This window comes from Stenotrophomonas sp. YJH_SMC_32, assembly GCF_059369975.1.
Genome location: NZ_JCAFTE010000001.1, coordinates 655,421 through 671,564 on the forward strand (window position 1 = coordinate 655,421; position 16,144 = coordinate 671,564).

Genomic DNA, 16,144 nt, shown 5'->3' on the forward strand with positions numbered 1-16,144 from the left:
CTGTGCCACACGCGCTACGCTGCCCGGTCATTTCCCTGCAACGCCGCTGCGGCCCAATACGCCCACGCGGCCCGGCCGTGGGAAGGGACCGGACCGGCCTTCCCACCCTGGGCCCGACCAACTTCCCATCGGCGAGGGTGTGATGCGCAATCGAGTGACGCGGCGGTACTTCCAGCAGCTGTTCGCGCTGTACGCCGGTTTCGTGCAGTCGCGCTGAGGCGTAGACGCCAGCGAGGTAGAGTCGACCGTTGGTCGACTATCGCGCGAAGCGCGGGGTTTTCGTGGGCTGTACGAAAGTCAGTCGACCAACAGTCGACTCTACCCAGTCGCGGCTATACGCAGTTGATCGCACAGTCAGCGCCGCTTGCCGCGGCGTGCAGGGGCCGGCGGCGGAGCGTCGGAACGCGGCTTGGCGTACTGCGCCCACAGCGCCGGCAGTGCCTTGCCGGTGTGCTTCTGCCACAGCGCCGGTGCATAGCGGCCGTCGCGCAGGGCCTTGTCCAGTGCCAGCACCAGGCCCGGATGTTCGGCGTCGGCCCATTTCAGGAACGCACCGGTGACACGGTAGCCGCTGTCGAAGTTCTGCCCCTTCTCGACCTTGCTCGGCAGTGCCCAGCCCGCAGCGGCATTGTCCATGCCGTAGCGGTCGCGTGCGTAGTCGGCGATGCCTTCCACCAGCCAACCCGGCACCCGTGCGTCGCCATAGCCCGGATAGCCCTGCACGATGTGCATGGCCTCATGGGTGACCAGGTCGATGTCGTTGGGGTGCTGCGCCAGCCAACCCGGGTTGATGGTGATCGTCGCGGCCTGGTCCTTGTCACCGACAAAGGCGATCCCGGTGTAGGCCGGGTCGATCACAATGCGCACCATCGACGGCGCGGCCGGGTGGAAGTCCGCACGTTCGCGCAGGTAGGCGAAGTAGAACGTATCGATAACCCGCTTTCGCTGCGGCGCGGCCAGGGCGCCACGGGCGTCCTGGTAGTTCAGCGTCACGCCATCGCGGGTCAGCTGCGCATCAAAGGCCTGGGTCTGGCCGAAGCTGGAGAAGGAAAGGGCAACAAGGGCCAGAGGCAGCAGACGGTAGCGCATGGGGCTCATTGTACGGCGCTGGGCGCCAACAGTTCGATCTCCGCCAGCGGCAGCCGGCCCGGTGCGGCCAGGCGCAGCCGATACTCGCTGTAACGACCGGGTTTGGCGATGCGGAACGGTCGGGTCTGGCGGGCAGACTCGAAGGCTTCGCCGCTGCGCTGGTCGAGCACGATCCAGCGGCCGTTGCCACTGCGCGCTTCCAGCGTCCATTCGCCGCCCTGGATGCGGCCGTCACCGCTGGTGAGCGTGTACATGGTCGGCGCGCCGTCGCCCAGGCCGGTCAGTGCGATGGTTGCGCCGCCGCCCAGGCCGACGGTGGTGGCTGCATCGTCATCGACCAGCGCCGGCAGGGCGCGGCCATCGGCCAGCGTCGCCTTGGCGCCACTGCCGAGCAGGTCGTGCAGCAGCTGCGGGCGCTGGCCCCGCGCGGTCAGCGAGCGCGGCACGTCATCCACGCCGCTGCCCCAGCGCGACGGCTGCGGCCCCATCACGAAGTCCAGCGTCGCGCCCTTGGCGATCAGCTCGTGCGGCACCCAGGTCTTCGTCCACGGCTTGCCATTGATCTTCAGCGACTGCACGTAGACGTTCTCGCGTGAGTTGTTGGCCGCGTTCACGGTCAGCACCGCGCCGCCCTGCAGTTCCACCCTCGCATGTTCGAACGCCGGTGAACCGATCACGTACTCCGGGGCGCCCATGCGCAGCGGATACAGGCCCAGCGAAGCCAGCACGTACCACGCGGAGGTCTCGCCGTTGTCCTCGTCGCCCGGATAGCCCTGGCCGATCTCGCTGCCCACATACAGCCGCGACAGGATCTCGCGCACGTGCTGCTGGGTCTTCCACGGCTGCCCGGCGTACAGGTACATCCATGGGATGTGGTGCGCCGGCTGGTTGCTGTGTGCGTACATGCCCATGCGCACATCGCGCGCTTCGGTCATCTCGTGGATGGTGCCGCCGTAGGATCCGGCAAACGCGGGGTCGGCGGTTTCCGGCGTGGAGAAGAAGGCATCCAGCTTCGCTGCCAGCTTGTCACGGCCACCATAGAGCGCGGCGAGTCCTTCGCCATCGTGGGCGGCGGTGAAGGCGAAGGTCCAGCCATTGGATTCGGTGTAGTCGTGGCCCCACACGCGCGGGTCGTAGGCCTTGGCGTCCACGCGCCACTGGCCATCGGCGTTGCGGCCCTGGAAGAAGCCGGCGGCCGGATCGAACATCGTCGCGTAGCTGGCGGCGCGATGGCGGAAGTAGTCGGCCTCGGTGCTGTAGCGCTCGCGTGCGGCCGGCGTGGTCGCGCGCTTGGCCAGAGCGTCGGCCATGTTGGCGATGCCGAAGTCATTCAGTGCGCCTTCCATCGTCCACGACATGCCTTCGTGCACGTCCGCGCTGGCGTAGCCACGGAAGGTCGAACGGTCCATGCCCTTGCGGCCGACATGGCGGTCGGGGGGGACCACGGTCGCGTTCTTCAGCGCGGCGGCGTAGGCCTCGGCCGGATCGAAGCCGCCGATGCCCTTCAGCCACGCATCGGCGAAGGCCACGTCCGAACTGGTGCCGACCATCAGGTCGGCGTAGCCCGGCGACGACCAGCGTGCGATCCAGCCACCGGCACGGTACTGCTCGATGAAACCCTGCACCATCTGCCCGGCATCGTCGGGCGTGAACAGCGCATAGGCTGGCCAGGTGGTGCGGAAGGTGTCCCAGAAGCCGTTGTTGACGAACACCTTGCCGTCGCGCACGCCGGTGAAGCTGCGGTTCGCGCTGCCCTCGGTGTTGTCGTCGCTGGCGCTGGCCTGGTTGGCGTAGCGCCAGTCAGGCGCGGCCGCGCTGCCGGCATTCTCGTGGCCGGAGTTGGGATACAGGTACAGCCGGTACAGGCTGGAATACAAGGTGGTCTTCTGGTCGTCAGTGGCATCGCCGATGTCGAAGCGGGCCAGGCGCGCGTCCCATGCATCCTGCGCACGGCCCGCCACGCTTTCCAGCGTGTCGGCGGCGGAGATTTCCAGCGCCAGGTTGTGACGCGCCTGTTCCACCGAGATCAGCGAGGTCGCGATGCGCATCGTCACCTGCCGGTCGCTGCCAGCATCGAACTTGATGTAACCGGTCGGGCGGCCGGTGTCGAGGCGGCCGCTGCTGCGCCACGGCTTGTCGAAGCTGGCCACCACGTACATGCGGCTGGCGCCGTTGGACAGGCCACTGCGCGTATCGGTGTAGCCGCTGAGGGTCTGCGTGGCCGTGTCCAGGGTCAGGCCACCACGCGCATCGACATTGTCGAACAGCAGGTTGGCGTCGCCGCCCTCGGGGAACTCGAAGCGGAACAGCGCGGCATGGTCGGTCGGTGCGATGGCAGCAGCGATGCCATTGTCGAAGCGCACGTCGTAGCGGTAGGGGCGCGCGCTTTCATGACGGCGGTCGAACGACAGCGCGCGCTTGCGGCGGTCGGCGTCCGGCACGCCACGGCTGGCCGAGGGCATCACCTGGAAGGTCTGGCGGTCGCCCATCCACGGGCTGGGCTGGTGGCTCAGTGCCAGTGCCTGCAGCTGCGGGCGGTTCTGCGCATCGTTCTGTTCGTTCCAGCGGTACAGCCAGTTCAGTGCGCCGGCGTCGGTCACCGGGGTCCAGAAGTTGAACCCGTGCGGCACCGCCGTGGCCGGGAAATTGTTGCCGCGCGAGAAGGTGCCGTTGGCCTGGGTGCCGCGGGTGGTCAGCACCCAGTCGGAGACGCGCTGCGGCCGCTGCCGCGGTTGGGCATCCAGGCGCACGTCATCAATCCAGCCAGAGACCGGCGCGCCCTCGGCACTGGCTACCTCCAGCTCGATCGCCACCACGCGGCGGCCCTTCAGCGTGGGCACGTCGCCCAGCCGCACTGCCTTGCGGGCCCATTGTTGCGGGTACAGCGTCTTCGATTCGCCCTGCGCGCGTGCGCCGATCGCCACGCCATGCTGGTCGCGTGCCGCACCGGCCGAAACGCGGCTGCCATCGTCCAGCAGCAGGTCCAGCGATACATAGGTCGAGGCGACGGTGTCCTTGCCGACGATTTCCGGCAGCACCAGCCACGACAGCGTGGTATCGGCCTCGATGGGCAGGTCGGCCTTGAACAGTTCGCGCCGCGCGCTGCCGCCTTCGCTGCTGTAGCGCAGCGCATGCAGGCCGCTGTAGCCGGCGTTGCGCTTGGCGGCGTAGGGCGCGGCCGGTCCATTGCCGATCGTGACCTGAAGCGCACCGGTGGCCTGCGCCGGTACAGGTTCGCCCGGTTCGAACGAGGTCTGCAGCCCCTGCGCCCGCGCCGGCATCGCAGTGGTCGCACAGGCCAGGGCCAGGGCGAGCGGAAGCAGGGCGCGGCGCGGATCGGACAGGGTCATGCAAGGGTCTCCCGGAAGGGCTGGCGGCGGGCGAACCCGCATCGGCGGACACCACGGACAGCATCGCTCCGCCCGCCAGGCTGGCAGTGGAAGAGGCGATGCCGGTCCGGTGGGGGCGGGCCATGCGATCGGGTTGGATTGGGTGGGTCGGGGTGCGACCTGGCCCGATCCTGCAACAGCCGCCGCGCGCTGGCAAGTGCCATTTAGTTCGATCCAAATGCGGGAAATATCGCTGGAGTCGATTCTGGCGAGCGAACCTGCCGGAACGACCGCGAAATCCCCGGAATCGCCGCCGCCCGGCGCGCGGTGGGGAGATGCGAGGCATCGGCGGCGGCGTGCAAAGGCCCGTTGCGGGGCAATGTCGTTGCGGCCCAGATGCTAGAATCACGGGCCTCGCAACCCGTTCACCGAATCCGCCATGAGCCATACCGCCACCGCGCCCGCCAACGCCGAGAAGCGCTACACCGTGCACCGCAGCGATCTGCCGTTGAGCTGCCCGACCCCGGAAATGGCGCTGTGGAACTCGCATCCGCGCGTGTACCTGCCGATCGAAGACGAGCCCAACGGCGAAGCGCAGTGCCCGTACTGCGGTTCCGTGTTCGTGCTGGCCGACTAAACGGCGGCCCCTTCGATGCGCCGATTGACCGTGGTGCAGTTGCTGCCGGCGCTGCACTCCGGTGGTGTCGAGCGCTCGACCCTGGAAATCGCTGCGGCCCTGGTTGCCGCCGGCCATCGCGCGCTGGTGGTGTCTGCCGGTGGCCGCTTGGTGCAGCCGCTGCTGGACAGTGGTGCCGAGCACCTCACCCTGGATATCGGCCGCAAGTCGCTGCTGACCCTGCGCCATCTGCCGACCCTGCGCCGGCTGTTTGCCGAAGTTGGTGCGGACATCGTGCATGCCCGTTCGCGGCTGCCGGCCTGGTTGGGCCTGTACGCGATCCGCGCCATGCCCGCCGCACAGCGCCCGCATTGGGTGACCACCGTGCACGGGTTGAACTCGCCCAGCCGCTACAGCGCGGTGATGACCAGTGGCGAACGCGTGATCTGCGTGTCCAACACCGTGCGCGCCTACGTGCAACGCCATTACCCGACGGTGCCGGAAGAAAAACTGCGGGTCATACCGAGAGGTGTCGACGTCAACCAGTTCCCGCGCGTGGCGCGCGCCGACCGCCGCCCGCGGCTGGCGCTGGCGGCCGACTACCCGTGGCTGGCCCAGGTCGAAGGCCCGCTGCTGCTGCTGCCGGGGCGCGGCACCCGGCTGAAGGGCCACACCCACGCGCTGCAGCTGCTGGCCGACGTGCGTGCCGCCGGCGTGCCTGCCCAGCTGTGGATGCTGGGCACCGACGAACCCGGGCGCGAGGCCTACGTGGCTGACCTGCGCCGCCAGGCCGCGGCACTGGGCGTGGCCGAGGCCGTACAGATCAGCACGCCTACCGTCCGCATCGCCCAGGCCTACGCCGCCAGCGATCTGGTGCTGCAGCTGTCGGACAAGCCGGAAGCCTTTGGCCGCACCGTGGTCGAGGCGCTGTCGGTCGGTCGCCCGGTGCTGGGCTGGGACCATGGTGGCGTCGGCGAACTGCTGCTGCAGCTGCAGCCCAGCGGTGCGGTGCCGCTCGGCGACGCGCGCGCGCTGGGTGAACGTGCGCTGGCCCTGCTGGCGCAGCCGCCGTCCCTGCCGACCCGCATCCCGTTTACCCTGCAGGCCATGCAGCGCGATACCCTCCGCCTCTATGCCGATCTCGCCGGCTGACCCCGCTGCCATCGTGCGCGACGACCGTGCCGGGCGCTGGGCGCCCTGGTGGGTGCTGGCGTACGTGGCGATGTGGCCGCTGCCGGGCATTGCCGAAACCGTGCTGGGCCTTGGCGCGGTCTATGCTGCCGCGCGCATGGTGATGCGCCGGCTGCAGCGCCGCCCGCACCTGTTGAGCACGGCGGCGTGGGCGCTGACCTCGATCCTGTTCCTCGGCTACTGGCTGCCGCAGGCGTTTTCGGCCATCGATGCGATCGACCCTTCGGCCTCGTGGACCAAGGCGGCCGCCGGACTGCGCTACCTGCCCTTCATGTGGCTGGTGGCGATCGCGGTGGCCACGCCGGAACGGCGGCGCTTGACCTTCGGTGGCCTGGCGCTGATCACCGGCGTGTGGACGCTGGACGCGCTGGTGCAGGCGCTGGCTGGCACCAGCCCGTGGTTCTGGTCGCTGGAACACCTGAAGCTGGCCGTGAGTGGCCACGCGTTGTGCCCGGCCGACGAAGCCGCACTGGCCGACCGCCTCAGTGGCGCGCTTGGGCCCTGCAATCTGAAATTCGGCCAGGTGCTGGCCAGCCTGTCACCGTTCCTGCTGCTGCCGATGGCGCAGCGTTTCGGCAATGCAGGGTGGCTGCTGGCCGCTGCAACACTGGGGTGCGTGCTGCTGCTGGCAGGTTCGCGCGCCTCGTGGATCACCTTTGTGCTGGTGCTGGCCTACAGCGGCGTGCGCCAGTTCGGCTGGAAGCGGCTGCTGCTGCTGGCCCTGGTGGCAGCGCTGGGTACGGCCGCACTGACAGCGGGCGTGCCGCAGCTGCGCGAGCGTGTCGCGCGCACGGCGCAGGCATGGAACGAAGACGGGCAGGGCGTTGACGAGGCGCTTTCGGGGCGCGCGCGCATCTGGACCGCAGCGGTGTGCATGATCGAGGAGCATCCGGTCAACGGTGTCGGTGCGCGCGGCTTCCGCGATGCGTATCCGGCCTGCGTGTCAGATGAGGGTCCCGCCGTGTGGGGCAGCCAACCGGCGTTGCACGCCCACCAGATCGTGCTGGAAATCCTTGCCGAGACCGGCGTTCTGGGCCTGCTGCTGTGGTTGGCGGCGGTGGCGCAGGCCTGGCGGGCCTGGCGCTATGCCCCGGCGGCTGCGCGTGATCGCGCCCGACCGGCGATGCTGGCGCTGGCGGTTACGGTGTTCCCGCTCAATACGCACCTGGCGTTCTATTCCGCGTTCTGGGGTGGCCTGACGGTGCTGCTGGCAGCCCTGTTCGCCGGCAGCCTGCTGGCGCGGGACGCGGACGACACGCCGACGGTGGTGTGATCGTCCATCCACGCATGGCGTGGCTCTACTGCATGTACCAGACGGAGCGTGCTTTGGTAGATCCACGCCATGCGTGGATGGAGCTTTCCCGACGCAAATACCGGTCAACCACCTCTACCGGTGTTTCCATGCGTATCGCACGCTGGAGGCATGGCCAGCCCCAGACTTCGCTACGGTCGGTATTCCCGATCCGGCAACGTTTATTCATTGACCACAGCAACCCTCGGCCGCGAACCGTTGTTCGCCGATGCGGCAAACGTGGCGATCCTTATCGACACCCTGCGCTTCGTAGAGCGCAAGGGCTTCAGCCACAGCCTCGCCTGGGTGGTCATGCCCGACCATCTGCACTGGCTGATGGAGCTGCGCGGAGGAACCCTGGCCGAGTGTATGGCCCTGCTCAAATCACGCAGCAGCCGACTGCTGAACCGGCGATTGGAGCGACGAGGGGCGCTGTGGCAGCACGGTTACCACGATCATGCCGTACGCAGCGATGAATCCCTTCATGAGAAGGCGATGTACATCCTGGCCAATCCGGTCCGTGCGGGCCTGGCCGGCACGTTGGGTGAGTACCCGCACGCATGGTACCGTTGGCCGTTGTAGGTGCCGGCACCCGGATGTAGAGCATCCACGCATGGCGTGGATCTACTTCAGAATGCTCCGCGTCATCAAATTCACGCCATGCGTGGACGAAACCCTCCCGCCCCACCTTTATTTGTAGAAATCACTCCGGCCGCCGGGCTGGCGCTTGAAGCGGCGGTGGATCCACAGGTACTGGTCGGGAGCCTCGCGCACCATCGCTTCGATGGCCTGGTTGACCCGCGTGGTATCGGCTTCCACATCCTCGCTGGGGAAGTTCTCCAGCGGCGCGCCGATCTTCAGGAGGTACTTTCCGCCTTCGCGCCGGTGGAAGTACGGAATCACCGCACAGCCGGTCATGCGCGCCAGCTGATGGGTGGCGGTGATGGTCGAAGCGGTGTGGCCGAAGAACGGCACGAACACGGTGTCCTTGCCCCGCATGTCCTGGTCTGGCGCGTACCAGAGGAAGCCGCCCTTCTTCAGGTGGCGCACGGTCGCGCGGATGTCCTCGTTGGCGAACATCGCCTTGGCATAGCGCAGGCGACCGAACTTCACCGCCCACTCGTACACCGGGTTCTTGTGCTTGCGGTACATGCCGGAAAGATCGACGTAGTCGCACAGCAGGCGGCCGCACATTTCCAGGGTCATGAAGTGGCCGGAGACCAGCAGGACGCCGCGGCCTTCGGCCTGCATCTGCCGCAGGTGTTCCAGGCCTTCGATCCGTACCTGCGGGCGGATGCTGTCGATGCTGCCCCACCAGGCGCGGATGCACTCGAACACGCCGACGCCCAGCGCATCGAAACTGTCGCGCACCAGGCGCTGCCGCCACGCTTCGTCCTTCTCGGGGAAGCACAGCTGCAGGTTGACCTCGGCGGCGCGGCGGCGGCTGCCGAGCAGGCGCCAGGTGATCCAGCCGACGCCCCGGCCCAGCGCGCGCTGCAGCATCCACGGCAGGCGGGCGATGGCGAAGGCGCCGAACATGGCGGCGAACATCGGCCAGTTGCGCGGATCGCGCAGCGACGGGCGGACGGCGGTGGAGGCATCTGACATGGGGCCATTCTACCAAGGCGGCCGCGTGTCTTTCCCGGGGGGCTCCCGTATCCTTGCCGCATGCGTAAAGACCCTGTCGAATGGATCCTGCGCGGCCTGTACTCGGTCGTGCTCTACATCCTGCTGCCGATCACCGTGTACCACCTGGTCTGGCGCGGCTTCCGGGTCCGTGAGTACTTCCGGCGCTGGGACGAACGCTACGCCTCCTATCCGCAGCCGACCGGCCAGCCACGGGTGTGGCTGCACGCGGTCTCGGTGGGCGAGGTCAATGCCGCCGCGCCGCTGGTCAACGCCCTGCGCCAGCAGCGCCCGGACATCCGCTGGGTCATCACCACCATCACTCCGACCGGCTCCGAGCGCGTGCGTGCGCTCTGGGGCGACGCGCTGGACCATGTCTACCTGCCGTACGACGTGCCGGGCAGCGTCAACCGCTTCCTCGGCCATTTCCAGCCCAGCCTGGCGCTGATCCTGGAAACCGAGTTGTGGCCGAACATGCTGTTCGGCTGCCGTGACCGTGGCGTTCCGGTCTACATCCTCAATGCCCGGTTGTCGGCGCGTTCGCTGCGCGGCTACCGGCTGCTGGCCGCATTGATCCGCCGCGCCCTGCGCACCGTCACCTGCGTGGCCGCGCAGTCGCAGGACGATGCCGAGCGCTTCGTGCAGCTGGGGGCGGAGCCCGGCCAGGTGCAGGCACTGGGCAACCTGAAGTTCGACATCACCACGCCGGACGTGCAGGGCTTCGTCGAACAGTTCCATGCACGGGTGCCGGGCGCGCGCCCGGTATGGATCGCCGCCAGTACCCATGATGGCGAAGAGCAGGCGGTGATCGACCTGCACCGCCGCCTGCGCCAGCAGCATCCGGATCTGCTGCTGCTGTGGGCACCGCGCCATCCCGAACGTTTCCCGAAGGTGGAAGCGCTGGCGCGCGAACAGGGCTGGAGCGTGGCGACCCGCCGCGTGGACCAGTGGCCGCACGCCGCCACAGACGTGTTCGTCATCGACACCCTCGGCGAGCTGATGCCGTTCTACGCCTGCGCCCAGGTCGCCTTCGTCGGCGGCAGCCTGCAGGCCATCGGTGGCCACAACCTGCTGGAGCCCGCTGCGATGGGAACCGCGGCGGTGACCGGCCCGCACCTGCACAACTTCGCGGAAATCTCCCGGCGCATGCGCGAGGCCGGTGCGCTGCTGATCGGCGAAGATGCGCAGGCGGTGGGCGACCTGCTGCAGCATCTGCTTGAAGATGCGCAGGCCCGCGAAGACATGGCGCGTGCGGGCTGCACGTTGGTCAGCAATGGCCGTGGCGCGCTGCAGCGCACGCTTGCGCTGGTCGCACCGCACCTGCCACCACCGCGCGAGTGATCCCGGCAGCGCGGCGTCGGCGGCGCTGCGCTGCGTTGTCGTGATCAACTTCATCAATTCTGCTTAGCGACGATTTTTCTGTCGTTGCTGGACCGACCCTGCCGATGGCAGCGTGCCTGCCATCACATCGTGGCGCACGCAGCACCGATTCCGATTCCGCAGGACGACGCAGGCTGCCAGCCTGCTGTCGACCGCGCTTGGGCGGATATCAAGGGAACTTGCGATGGACGGCGACAGGGGCAGGGACGGCACCGGTGGGGCGCGCTTGGGGATGGACCACCTGGCTGTGGTGGCACTGACGCTGCTGGTGGGCGGCAGCGTGATCGCGCTGGTGGGCCAGCACACGGCGGCACAGGCTGGCCCGGCCATCGTACTGAGCCTGTTGCTGGCCGCACTGGGGGCTGGCCTGGTGCTGTGCTGCCTGCAGGATCTGGTGCTGCGACTGCCGGCGGCCGATGGCCTGTACGGACTGTTGGCCGCCAGCTGGGGGCCACGGGTGGCCATCGTTCTGGGCGCGATCCTGTTGCTTGAGCTGACGGCGACCACGGCGGGCGCGGCACAGTCCATGGCCCGCCATGTACATGCCGTGCTGGCTACCGGAGGCGTCCATGCCAACGACTGGCTGCCCGTGCAGGTAGCGGCGGCCATGGGTCTGCTGATGTTGAGCGCGCTCGCGTTGCTGCCGCCGCGGGGTGTGGCTCTGGCGGCCTGTGCGCTGCTGACGGTGAAGATCGGTGTGGGGGTGTTGCTGCTGGCGCTGGCGGCGCGTCACGTGCACTACGGGCATTGGATTCCCTGGCTGCCTCCGGCGACCGCACCATATCGCTTCGGGCTGGGGGGCGTGCTGGCGGCTGCGGTGCCGCTGCTGGGCATATTTGCCAGCGTGGGCCTGGCACTGGGCTTTCCTGCGCTGCGCCGCCAGGGCGCGATGTGGCAGCCGGCGGTGCTGGCGCTGGTCTCGTTGCTGGCGATGCTGCTGCTGATCGTGCTGGCAGCATTGCAGGCCGGGCTGGTCGAGTTTTCCGCGCTTGCCAGTACCCGGCCACTGGCGGTTGCGCTGCAGGTGCACCCCCAGCTGCAGTGGATGCTGCCATTGTTGCCCCTGGCCGGGGCAGCGGGCCTGGCCGCCCTGCAGTTGGTGCTGCTGATGCTGGCCGTCCGGTTGGCCACATCGTTGTGGCCCCGCGCAGCTGACGCGGCGGGACGATCCCGCACGGGCCTGAGCGCAATGGTGGTTGCGCTGCCGGCGGTGATGCTGGTGCTGGGGCTGCCGCAGGGCACCTTGCCGGCGCTGCCGGGTCCGGCAACGCTGGTGGTGATGGCGGCGCTGTGCCTGGCGGTGCTGCGGCGGCGTCGGGATGACACCCGGCAAGGCGCAGCCGGCTGCGGGCTGATGATGTCGATGCTGGCCCCTTTGGCAGCCGCGCTGTGCGTGCTTGCGGCGTTGGAACGCCTGCGCGCGTGGCCGGGCTGACGGTTCGAGGGGCCACGCCGGGGGGGCGCGCGTGTGGATGCAGCACCTGCAAAAAAGCCACCCTCGCGGGTGGCTTTTTCGTTGCAGGGGGGGCGACTCAGTGCGTGGTCGTGGCCGGGTTGCCCGCGTCCTGGGTCAGCAGCCGATTGACGTCCTGCAGTTCGGCCACGTCCAGCGCACCCAGCGACTGGCTCAGCAGCAGGCGGTTCTGCAGGAAGGTGTAACGGGCCTGGGCATAGTCCAGCTGCGCCGAGAACAGGATGCGCTGGTTCTGGATCACATCCAGCACGGTACGGGTACCGACTTCCAGGCCGACCTGCGAAGCGTCGTACGCGCTCTGCGCCGAGACCACCGCCAGGCGGCGGGCTTCCACTTCGCTGATGCCCTGCACCAGGGTCTGGTAGGCATTGCGGGTATTGCGATCCAGGGCACGCTTCTGCTGCTCGTAGCCGTCCTGGGCGATGTCACGCTGCGCCAGCGCCTGGCGCACGCCGGACTGGGTGGCACCACCGGAGAAGATCGGCACGCTCAGGGTCAGGCCGATGCTGTTGGTGCGCGCATCCGGCGACAGCGAGCCGGCACCGGTGCTGTCGCCCCAGGTGGCGCTCTTGCCCCAGCTGCCGCCCAGCGACAGGGTCGGGTAATGACCACCACGGGCAGCCTGCACGCCGGCTTCAGCGGCACTGACCTTCAGCTCCTGCGCCTTCAGCGCCGGATTCTGGGTCGTAGCCTGCTGCACCAGTTCGTCGATGTTGCCGCGGTTGGCCGGCACTTCCGGGCGGAAGTCCGCCGGCAGGCCACGCAGGTTGGTCACCGGCTGGCCGGTCAGTTCGGTCAGGGCCTGGTAGTTATCGGCCAGGGTGTTCTGCGCGATGATGGTGTTGGCGCGCGCCTGGTCGTACTGGGCGCGTGCTTCGTGCACGTCGGTGATCGGCGCCAGGCCCACTTCCAGGCGCTTGTCGGCGAAGTCGAACTGCTTCTTCGCGGCCGCTTCATTGGTCTGTGCGGCGTTCAGCGATTCGATCGCCACCAGCACATTGAAGTAGGCCGCCGAGGTGCGCACGATCAGGTTGTCGTTGGCCGATTCGAGGGTGAAGTCCGCCGCCTTGCTCAGCTCACGCTGCGAGCGCAGGTTGTTGATCTGGGTCCAGTTGAACAGCGTCTGGCTGCCGTCGATCGTGTAGGTGCGGCGCTTGTTGGTGAACGAGCCGGAGTTGGCGTCGGCGTTCGGCTCGCTGCGCGTGCGGTTCAGCGCGGCCTGGCCGTTGATCTGCGGCAGCAGGGCGGCACGCGCCTGCACGGCGCCTTCCTTGTCGTACAGCCGGGTCGATTCGGCGGCCGACAGCTGCGGATCGCCGTTGCGGGCCATTTCGTAGACCTGCAGCAGGTCGGCGGCATGGGCGGACAACGGCAGCAGGGCAGTGGCCAGCGCAACAGCGAGGGATCGGCGGATCATTGCGGCTTCCTTGGACTCAGAGGTGGAACTGGGGGGCCGGGGCGGCACCACGCAGGTAATCGATATCGGTCTCGAACAGGGACTCGGAGCTGCCGTCGGCCTTGACCAGCAGGGCCTCCATCGCCGGCGAGCGGCCGTGGATCACGAACAGGCGGCCACCCGGACGCAGCCACGAGGCGAACTGTGACGGCACCACGTCGACCGCACCAGTGACACAGATCACGTCAAAGCGGCGTTCGGTCTGCCAGGACAGGGCATCGGCCACTTCCACGCGGACGTTGGTGCCCAGGCCGGAGGCATCCAGGCGGGCACGCGCAGCGGCGGCCAGCTCCGGGTCGATTTCCAGGCTCAGCACATCGCGCGCCAGCGCGCCGATGCAGGCCGACAGGAAGCCGCTGCCCGTGCCGATTTCCAGCACTTCGTCACCCGGCTGCAGGTCCAGTGCCTGCAGGGTACGGCCCTCGATGACCGGCTTCATCATCTTCTGGCCGTGGCCGATCGGCAGTTCGACATCGGCGTAGGCCAGTGCCCGGTGCGCGTCGGCGACAAAGGCCTCGCGCGGCAGGCGGGCCAGGACGTCGAGCACCTTGATGTCCAGCACGTCCCAGGGACGGATCTGCTGTTCCACCATCAGTTCGCGGGCGTGGGCGTAATCAATCGTCATGAGGTTCAAATCCAGCGCAGTGGGCCGGCCATTTTACCGGTGCCGGAGGCCGGCGGCGCGCCCAGAGCATCAGCTGCCGGGGGCCGGGGTCGCAGTGCCGGAAGTCATCGCGACCTCCGGTTCGTTCAGTTTTGGTTATTCAGCCGTTCCGGCCCCTCGCGGCGCGTAGGCGCGCAGGAAGAAGTCGATGCTGGCGGTCACGTGGGCAAGAGGGTCGCATTCCACGGGTGACAGTGGCATGCCGCACATCATATGCATGTGCACTTCGCCCTTGACCAGGGTCAGGAACTGCTCGCCGGCCAGAGCACAGTCGGGGATATCCAGTTCGCCACGTTCGGCGCGGGCACGCAGGAAATCGGCCAGGGCCTCGCAGGTACGCTCGGGGCCGGCTTTCCAGAACAGCGCGCGCAGGCGTTCGTCGGTCTCCGGCGCCATCATCATGCGCTGGATCGAGATCGCCGCGTCGGAGGTGATCAGCTCGAAGAAGGCCAGGCCGATACCGATCAGCTGGTCGCGCAGCGGGCCGTCCGCGTCGGCTACGAACAGCGCGTCGGGCAGCATTTCAATGCACTTTGACTGCACCGCCTCGGAGAACAGCGTCTCCTTGTCGCCGAAGTGGCTGTACACAGTCAGCTTCGAGACGCCGGCCTGAGCGGCGATGGTGTCCATGCTCACGCCGGTATAGCCCTGTTCGATGAACAGTGCCTTGGCTGCTTCAAGGATCGCCGCGCGCTTGCCGAGGTCCTTGGGGCGCCCGGGTCCGGCGGCCTTGGCAGCGGGCTTGGCCGACGGCTTGCGGGAAATGTGGGAACTCATCGCGACAATACTAGACCAAGCGGTTCGATATTTATACTATACCGGCCGGTTTATTAAATTGGGCCGGCAGTCGCGGCTCCTCCCTTAGTTGCAACCCTGCGTTTTCAGGACGTTGACCGATGAAGATCGTGCGCTGGATGGGCGGTATGGTGTGGATGGCTGCGCTGGCAGCCTGTTCGGGGCAGGAACAGGCGCCACCGGCGGCCGTACCGGTGCTGGTGGTTCACCCCGGCGAGCAGGCCGGGCAGGCGCCGGCGGCGTTCCCGGGCACGGTGCGTGCGCGACAGGAAAGCCCGCTGTCGTTCCGCGTTGGCGGCAACCTGGTCAAGCGCCACGTCGATGCCGGGCAACGGGTGAAGAAGGGCGACGTGCTGGCCGAGCTGGACGTGGCCGACTTCGCGCTGCAGGCCCGTGCCTCGCAGGCGCAGCTGGCGGCAGCCGAAGCCGATCTGGTGCGCGCCCGCGATGACCTCAAGCGTTACCAGGTGCTGGCCGACCAGCAGCTGGTCAGCCGCTCGCAGCTGGACCAGCAGTCCGCCGCGTTCAAGGCCGCGCAGGGCCAGGCCAACGCCGCCCGCGCCAACCTCGATGTGCTCCGCAACCAGGCCGGCTACGCACAGCTGCGTGCGCCGGCCGACGGTGTGATCGCCAGCCGCGAGGCCGAGGCCGGGCAGGTAGTGTCCGCCGGGCAGACCATCTTCAACCTGGCCGCCGACGGTGGCCGCGAAGTGCTGATCGACCTGCCCGAGGCCACCATCCGCGACTATGCTGTGGGCCAACCGGTCGAGGTGGAGTTGTGGAACCGCCCCGGCCAGCGCCTGCCGGGCACGATCCGGGAGATCGCCGCCGCTGCCGATCCGCAGGCACGTACCTATGCGACCCGGGTCAGCCTGCCCGCCGATGCGCTGGCCGACGTCGAACTGGGCCAGAGTGCACGCGTCTACAGCAGCGCCGGTCGCCACGGCACCCTGCAGCTGCCGCTGGGCGCGCTGCAGCGTGGTGCCAACGGTGCCGCCAGCGTATGGGTGGTCGATCCGGGCAACAGCACGCTGAAGGCCGCAACGGTTACCACCGGTGCGTTTGGCAGCGAGACGGTACCGGTACTGTCGGGCGTGAGCGGGGGCGACTGGGTAGTTGCTGCGGGTGGCCACCTGCTCCGGGCCGGCCAGCCGGTGATCGCCGTGGACCGGCAGAACCGTCCCGTGCTGAAGCCGGCTACGCCGGCCGCTGCCGCCAAGGCCAGGGAGTAAG

The 16,144-nt window shown here is 68.4% G+C and carries 13 protein-coding genes; 7 read left to right on the forward strand and 6 right to left on the reverse strand.

The window, feature by feature from the left end; translation table 11 throughout:
• Positions 1-354 precede the first annotated feature (354 nt).
• Both AC5P7S_RS02990 and AC5P7S_RS02995 read right to left on the reverse strand, forming a co-directional pair.
• Positions 355-1,098, reverse strand: coding sequence for a basic secretory protein-like protein (locus AC5P7S_RS02990; protein ID WP_095377947.1), 744 nt, complete (start codon positions 1,096-1,098; stop codon positions 355-357).
• Positions 1,095-4,439 carry a GH92 family glycosyl hydrolase gene (locus AC5P7S_RS02995; RefSeq protein WP_095377948.1) on the reverse strand — a complete coding sequence of 1,115 codons (3,345 nt, stop codon included), beginning with the start codon at positions 4,437-4,439 and terminating at the stop codon, positions 1,095-1,097. Before AC5P7S_RS02995 ends, AC5P7S_RS02990 begins: the two co-directional genes overlap by 4 nt.
• A 418-nt stretch (positions 4,440-4,857) precedes the next feature.
• Between AC5P7S_RS02995 and AC5P7S_RS03000 the strand changes: the two genes are divergently transcribed.
• The 4 genes from AC5P7S_RS03000 (at position 4,858) to AC5P7S_RS03015 (ending at position 8,098) form a co-directional block, all read left to right on the forward strand.
• Positions 4,858-5,055, forward strand: coding sequence for a zinc-finger domain-containing protein (locus AC5P7S_RS03000; RefSeq protein WP_005410967.1), 198 nt, complete (start codon positions 4,858-4,860; stop codon positions 5,053-5,055).
• 15 nt (positions 5,056-5,070) lie between these two features.
• Positions 5,071-6,186 (forward strand): glycosyltransferase, encoded by a 1,116-nt coding sequence (locus tag AC5P7S_RS03005; protein ID WP_069139227.1) that lies wholly within the window; start codon positions 5,071-5,073, stop codon positions 6,184-6,186.
• Complete coding sequence (locus tag AC5P7S_RS03010) at positions 6,167-7,498, forward strand: O-antigen ligase family protein (RefSeq protein WP_095377949.1); 1,332 nt, start codon at positions 6,167-6,169, stop codon at positions 7,496-7,498. The genes AC5P7S_RS03005 and AC5P7S_RS03010 overlap by 20 nt, the downstream gene beginning before the upstream one ends.
• A gap of 150 nt (positions 7,499-7,648) precedes the next feature.
• Positions 7,649-8,098 (forward strand): REP-associated tyrosine transposase, encoded by a 450-nt coding sequence (locus AC5P7S_RS03015; RefSeq protein WP_095377950.1) that lies wholly within the window; start codon positions 7,649-7,651, stop codon positions 8,096-8,098.
• A gap of 108 nt (positions 8,099-8,206) precedes the next feature.
• On the opposite strand, the gene AC5P7S_RS03020 is transcribed toward AC5P7S_RS03015, so the two are convergent.
• Positions 8,207-9,124, reverse strand: a complete 918-nt coding sequence (locus tag AC5P7S_RS03020; RefSeq protein ID WP_095377951.1) for an LpxL/LpxP family Kdo(2)-lipid IV(A) lauroyl/palmitoleoyl acyltransferase — start codon at positions 9,122-9,124, stop codon at positions 8,207-8,209.
• 60 nt (positions 9,125-9,184) lie between these two features.
• Between AC5P7S_RS03020 and waaA the strand changes: the two genes are divergently transcribed.
• Both waaA and AC5P7S_RS03030 read left to right on the forward strand, forming a co-directional pair.
• The gene (gene waaA / locus AC5P7S_RS03025; RefSeq protein ID WP_065178339.1) at positions 9,185-10,483 is read left to right on the forward strand and encodes a lipid IV(A) 3-deoxy-D-manno-octulosonic acid transferase; all 1,299 of its coding nucleotides are present in this window, start codon (positions 9,185-9,187) and stop codon (positions 10,481-10,483) included.
• Between the two features lie 271 nt (positions 10,484-10,754).
• Positions 10,755-11,957, forward strand: coding sequence for an amino acid transporter (locus AC5P7S_RS03030; RefSeq protein ID WP_428993467.1), 1,203 nt, complete (start codon positions 10,755-10,757; stop codon positions 11,955-11,957).
• Positions 11,958-12,054: 97 nt separating this feature from the next.
• Here the strand turns inward: AC5P7S_RS03030 and AC5P7S_RS03035 are convergent, their stop codons facing one another.
• The 3 genes from AC5P7S_RS03035 to AC5P7S_RS03045 all read right to left on the reverse strand — a co-directional run bounded on the left by AC5P7S_RS03035 (position 12,055) and on the right by AC5P7S_RS03045 (position 14,893).
• Positions 12,055-13,413 (reverse strand): TolC family outer membrane protein, encoded by a 1,359-nt coding sequence (locus AC5P7S_RS03035; RefSeq protein WP_005419128.1) that lies wholly within the window; start codon positions 13,411-13,413, stop codon positions 12,055-12,057.
• Positions 13,414-13,429: 16 nt separating this feature from the next.
• Entirely contained in the window at positions 13,430-14,077 is a 648-nt protein-coding gene (locus AC5P7S_RS03040; RefSeq protein WP_014648346.1) for a protein-L-isoaspartate O-methyltransferase family protein, read from the reverse strand.
• 135 nt (positions 14,078-14,212) lie between these two features.
• Positions 14,213-14,893 carry a TetR/AcrR family transcriptional regulator gene (locus AC5P7S_RS03045; protein ID WP_005419125.1) on the reverse strand — a complete coding sequence of 227 codons (681 nt, stop codon included), beginning with the start codon at positions 14,891-14,893 and terminating at the stop codon, positions 14,213-14,215.
• Between the two features lie 119 nt (positions 14,894-15,012).
• Between AC5P7S_RS03045 and AC5P7S_RS03050 the strand changes: the two genes are divergently transcribed.
• Complete coding sequence (locus tag AC5P7S_RS03050) at positions 15,013-16,143, forward strand: efflux RND transporter periplasmic adaptor subunit (RefSeq protein ID WP_065185352.1); 1,131 nt, start codon at positions 15,013-15,015, stop codon at positions 16,141-16,143.
• The last annotated feature ends 1 nt before the right edge of the window (position 16,144 follow it).

Bases quoted from the DNA above. Each gene is read 5' to 3' on its own strand.
- AC5P7S_RS02990 (WP_095377947.1), bottom strand. From the start codon at position 1,098: ATGAGCCCCATGCGCTACCGTCTGCTGCCTCTGGCCCTTGTTGCCCTT.
- AC5P7S_RS02995 (WP_095377948.1), bottom strand. From the start codon at position 4,439: ATGACCCTGTCCGATCCGCGCCGCGCCCTGCTTCCGCTCGCCCTGGCC.
- AC5P7S_RS03000 (WP_005410967.1), top strand. From the start codon at position 4,858: ATGAGCCATACCGCCACCGCGCCCGCCAACGCCGAGAAGCGCTACACC.
- AC5P7S_RS03005 (WP_069139227.1), top strand. From the start codon at position 5,071: ATGCGCCGATTGACCGTGGTGCAGTTGCTGCCGGCGCTGCACTCCGGT.
- AC5P7S_RS03010 (WP_095377949.1), top strand. From the start codon at position 6,167: ATGCCGATCTCGCCGGCTGACCCCGCTGCCATCGTGCGCGACGACCGT.
- AC5P7S_RS03015 (WP_095377950.1), top strand. From the start codon at position 7,649: ATGGCCAGCCCCAGACTTCGCTACGGTCGGTATTCCCGATCCGGCAAC.
- AC5P7S_RS03020 (WP_095377951.1), bottom strand. From the start codon at position 9,124: ATGTCAGATGCCTCCACCGCCGTCCGCCCGTCGCTGCGCGATCCGCGC.
- waaA (WP_065178339.1), top strand. From the start codon at position 9,185: ATGCGTAAAGACCCTGTCGAATGGATCCTGCGCGGCCTGTACTCGGTC.
- AC5P7S_RS03030 (WP_428993467.1), top strand. From the start codon at position 10,755: ATGGACCACCTGGCTGTGGTGGCACTGACGCTGCTGGTGGGCGGCAGC.
- AC5P7S_RS03035 (WP_005419128.1), bottom strand. From the start codon at position 13,413: ATGATCCGCCGATCCCTCGCTGTTGCGCTGGCCACTGCCCTGCTGCCG.
- AC5P7S_RS03040 (WP_014648346.1), bottom strand. From the start codon at position 14,077: ATGACGATTGATTACGCCCACGCCCGCGAACTGATGGTGGAACAGCAG.
- AC5P7S_RS03045 (WP_005419125.1), bottom strand. From the start codon at position 14,893: ATGAGTTCCCACATTTCCCGCAAGCCGTCGGCCAAGCCCGCTGCCAAG.
- AC5P7S_RS03050 (WP_065185352.1), top strand. From the start codon at position 15,013: ATGAAGATCGTGCGCTGGATGGGCGGTATGGTGTGGATGGCTGCGCTG.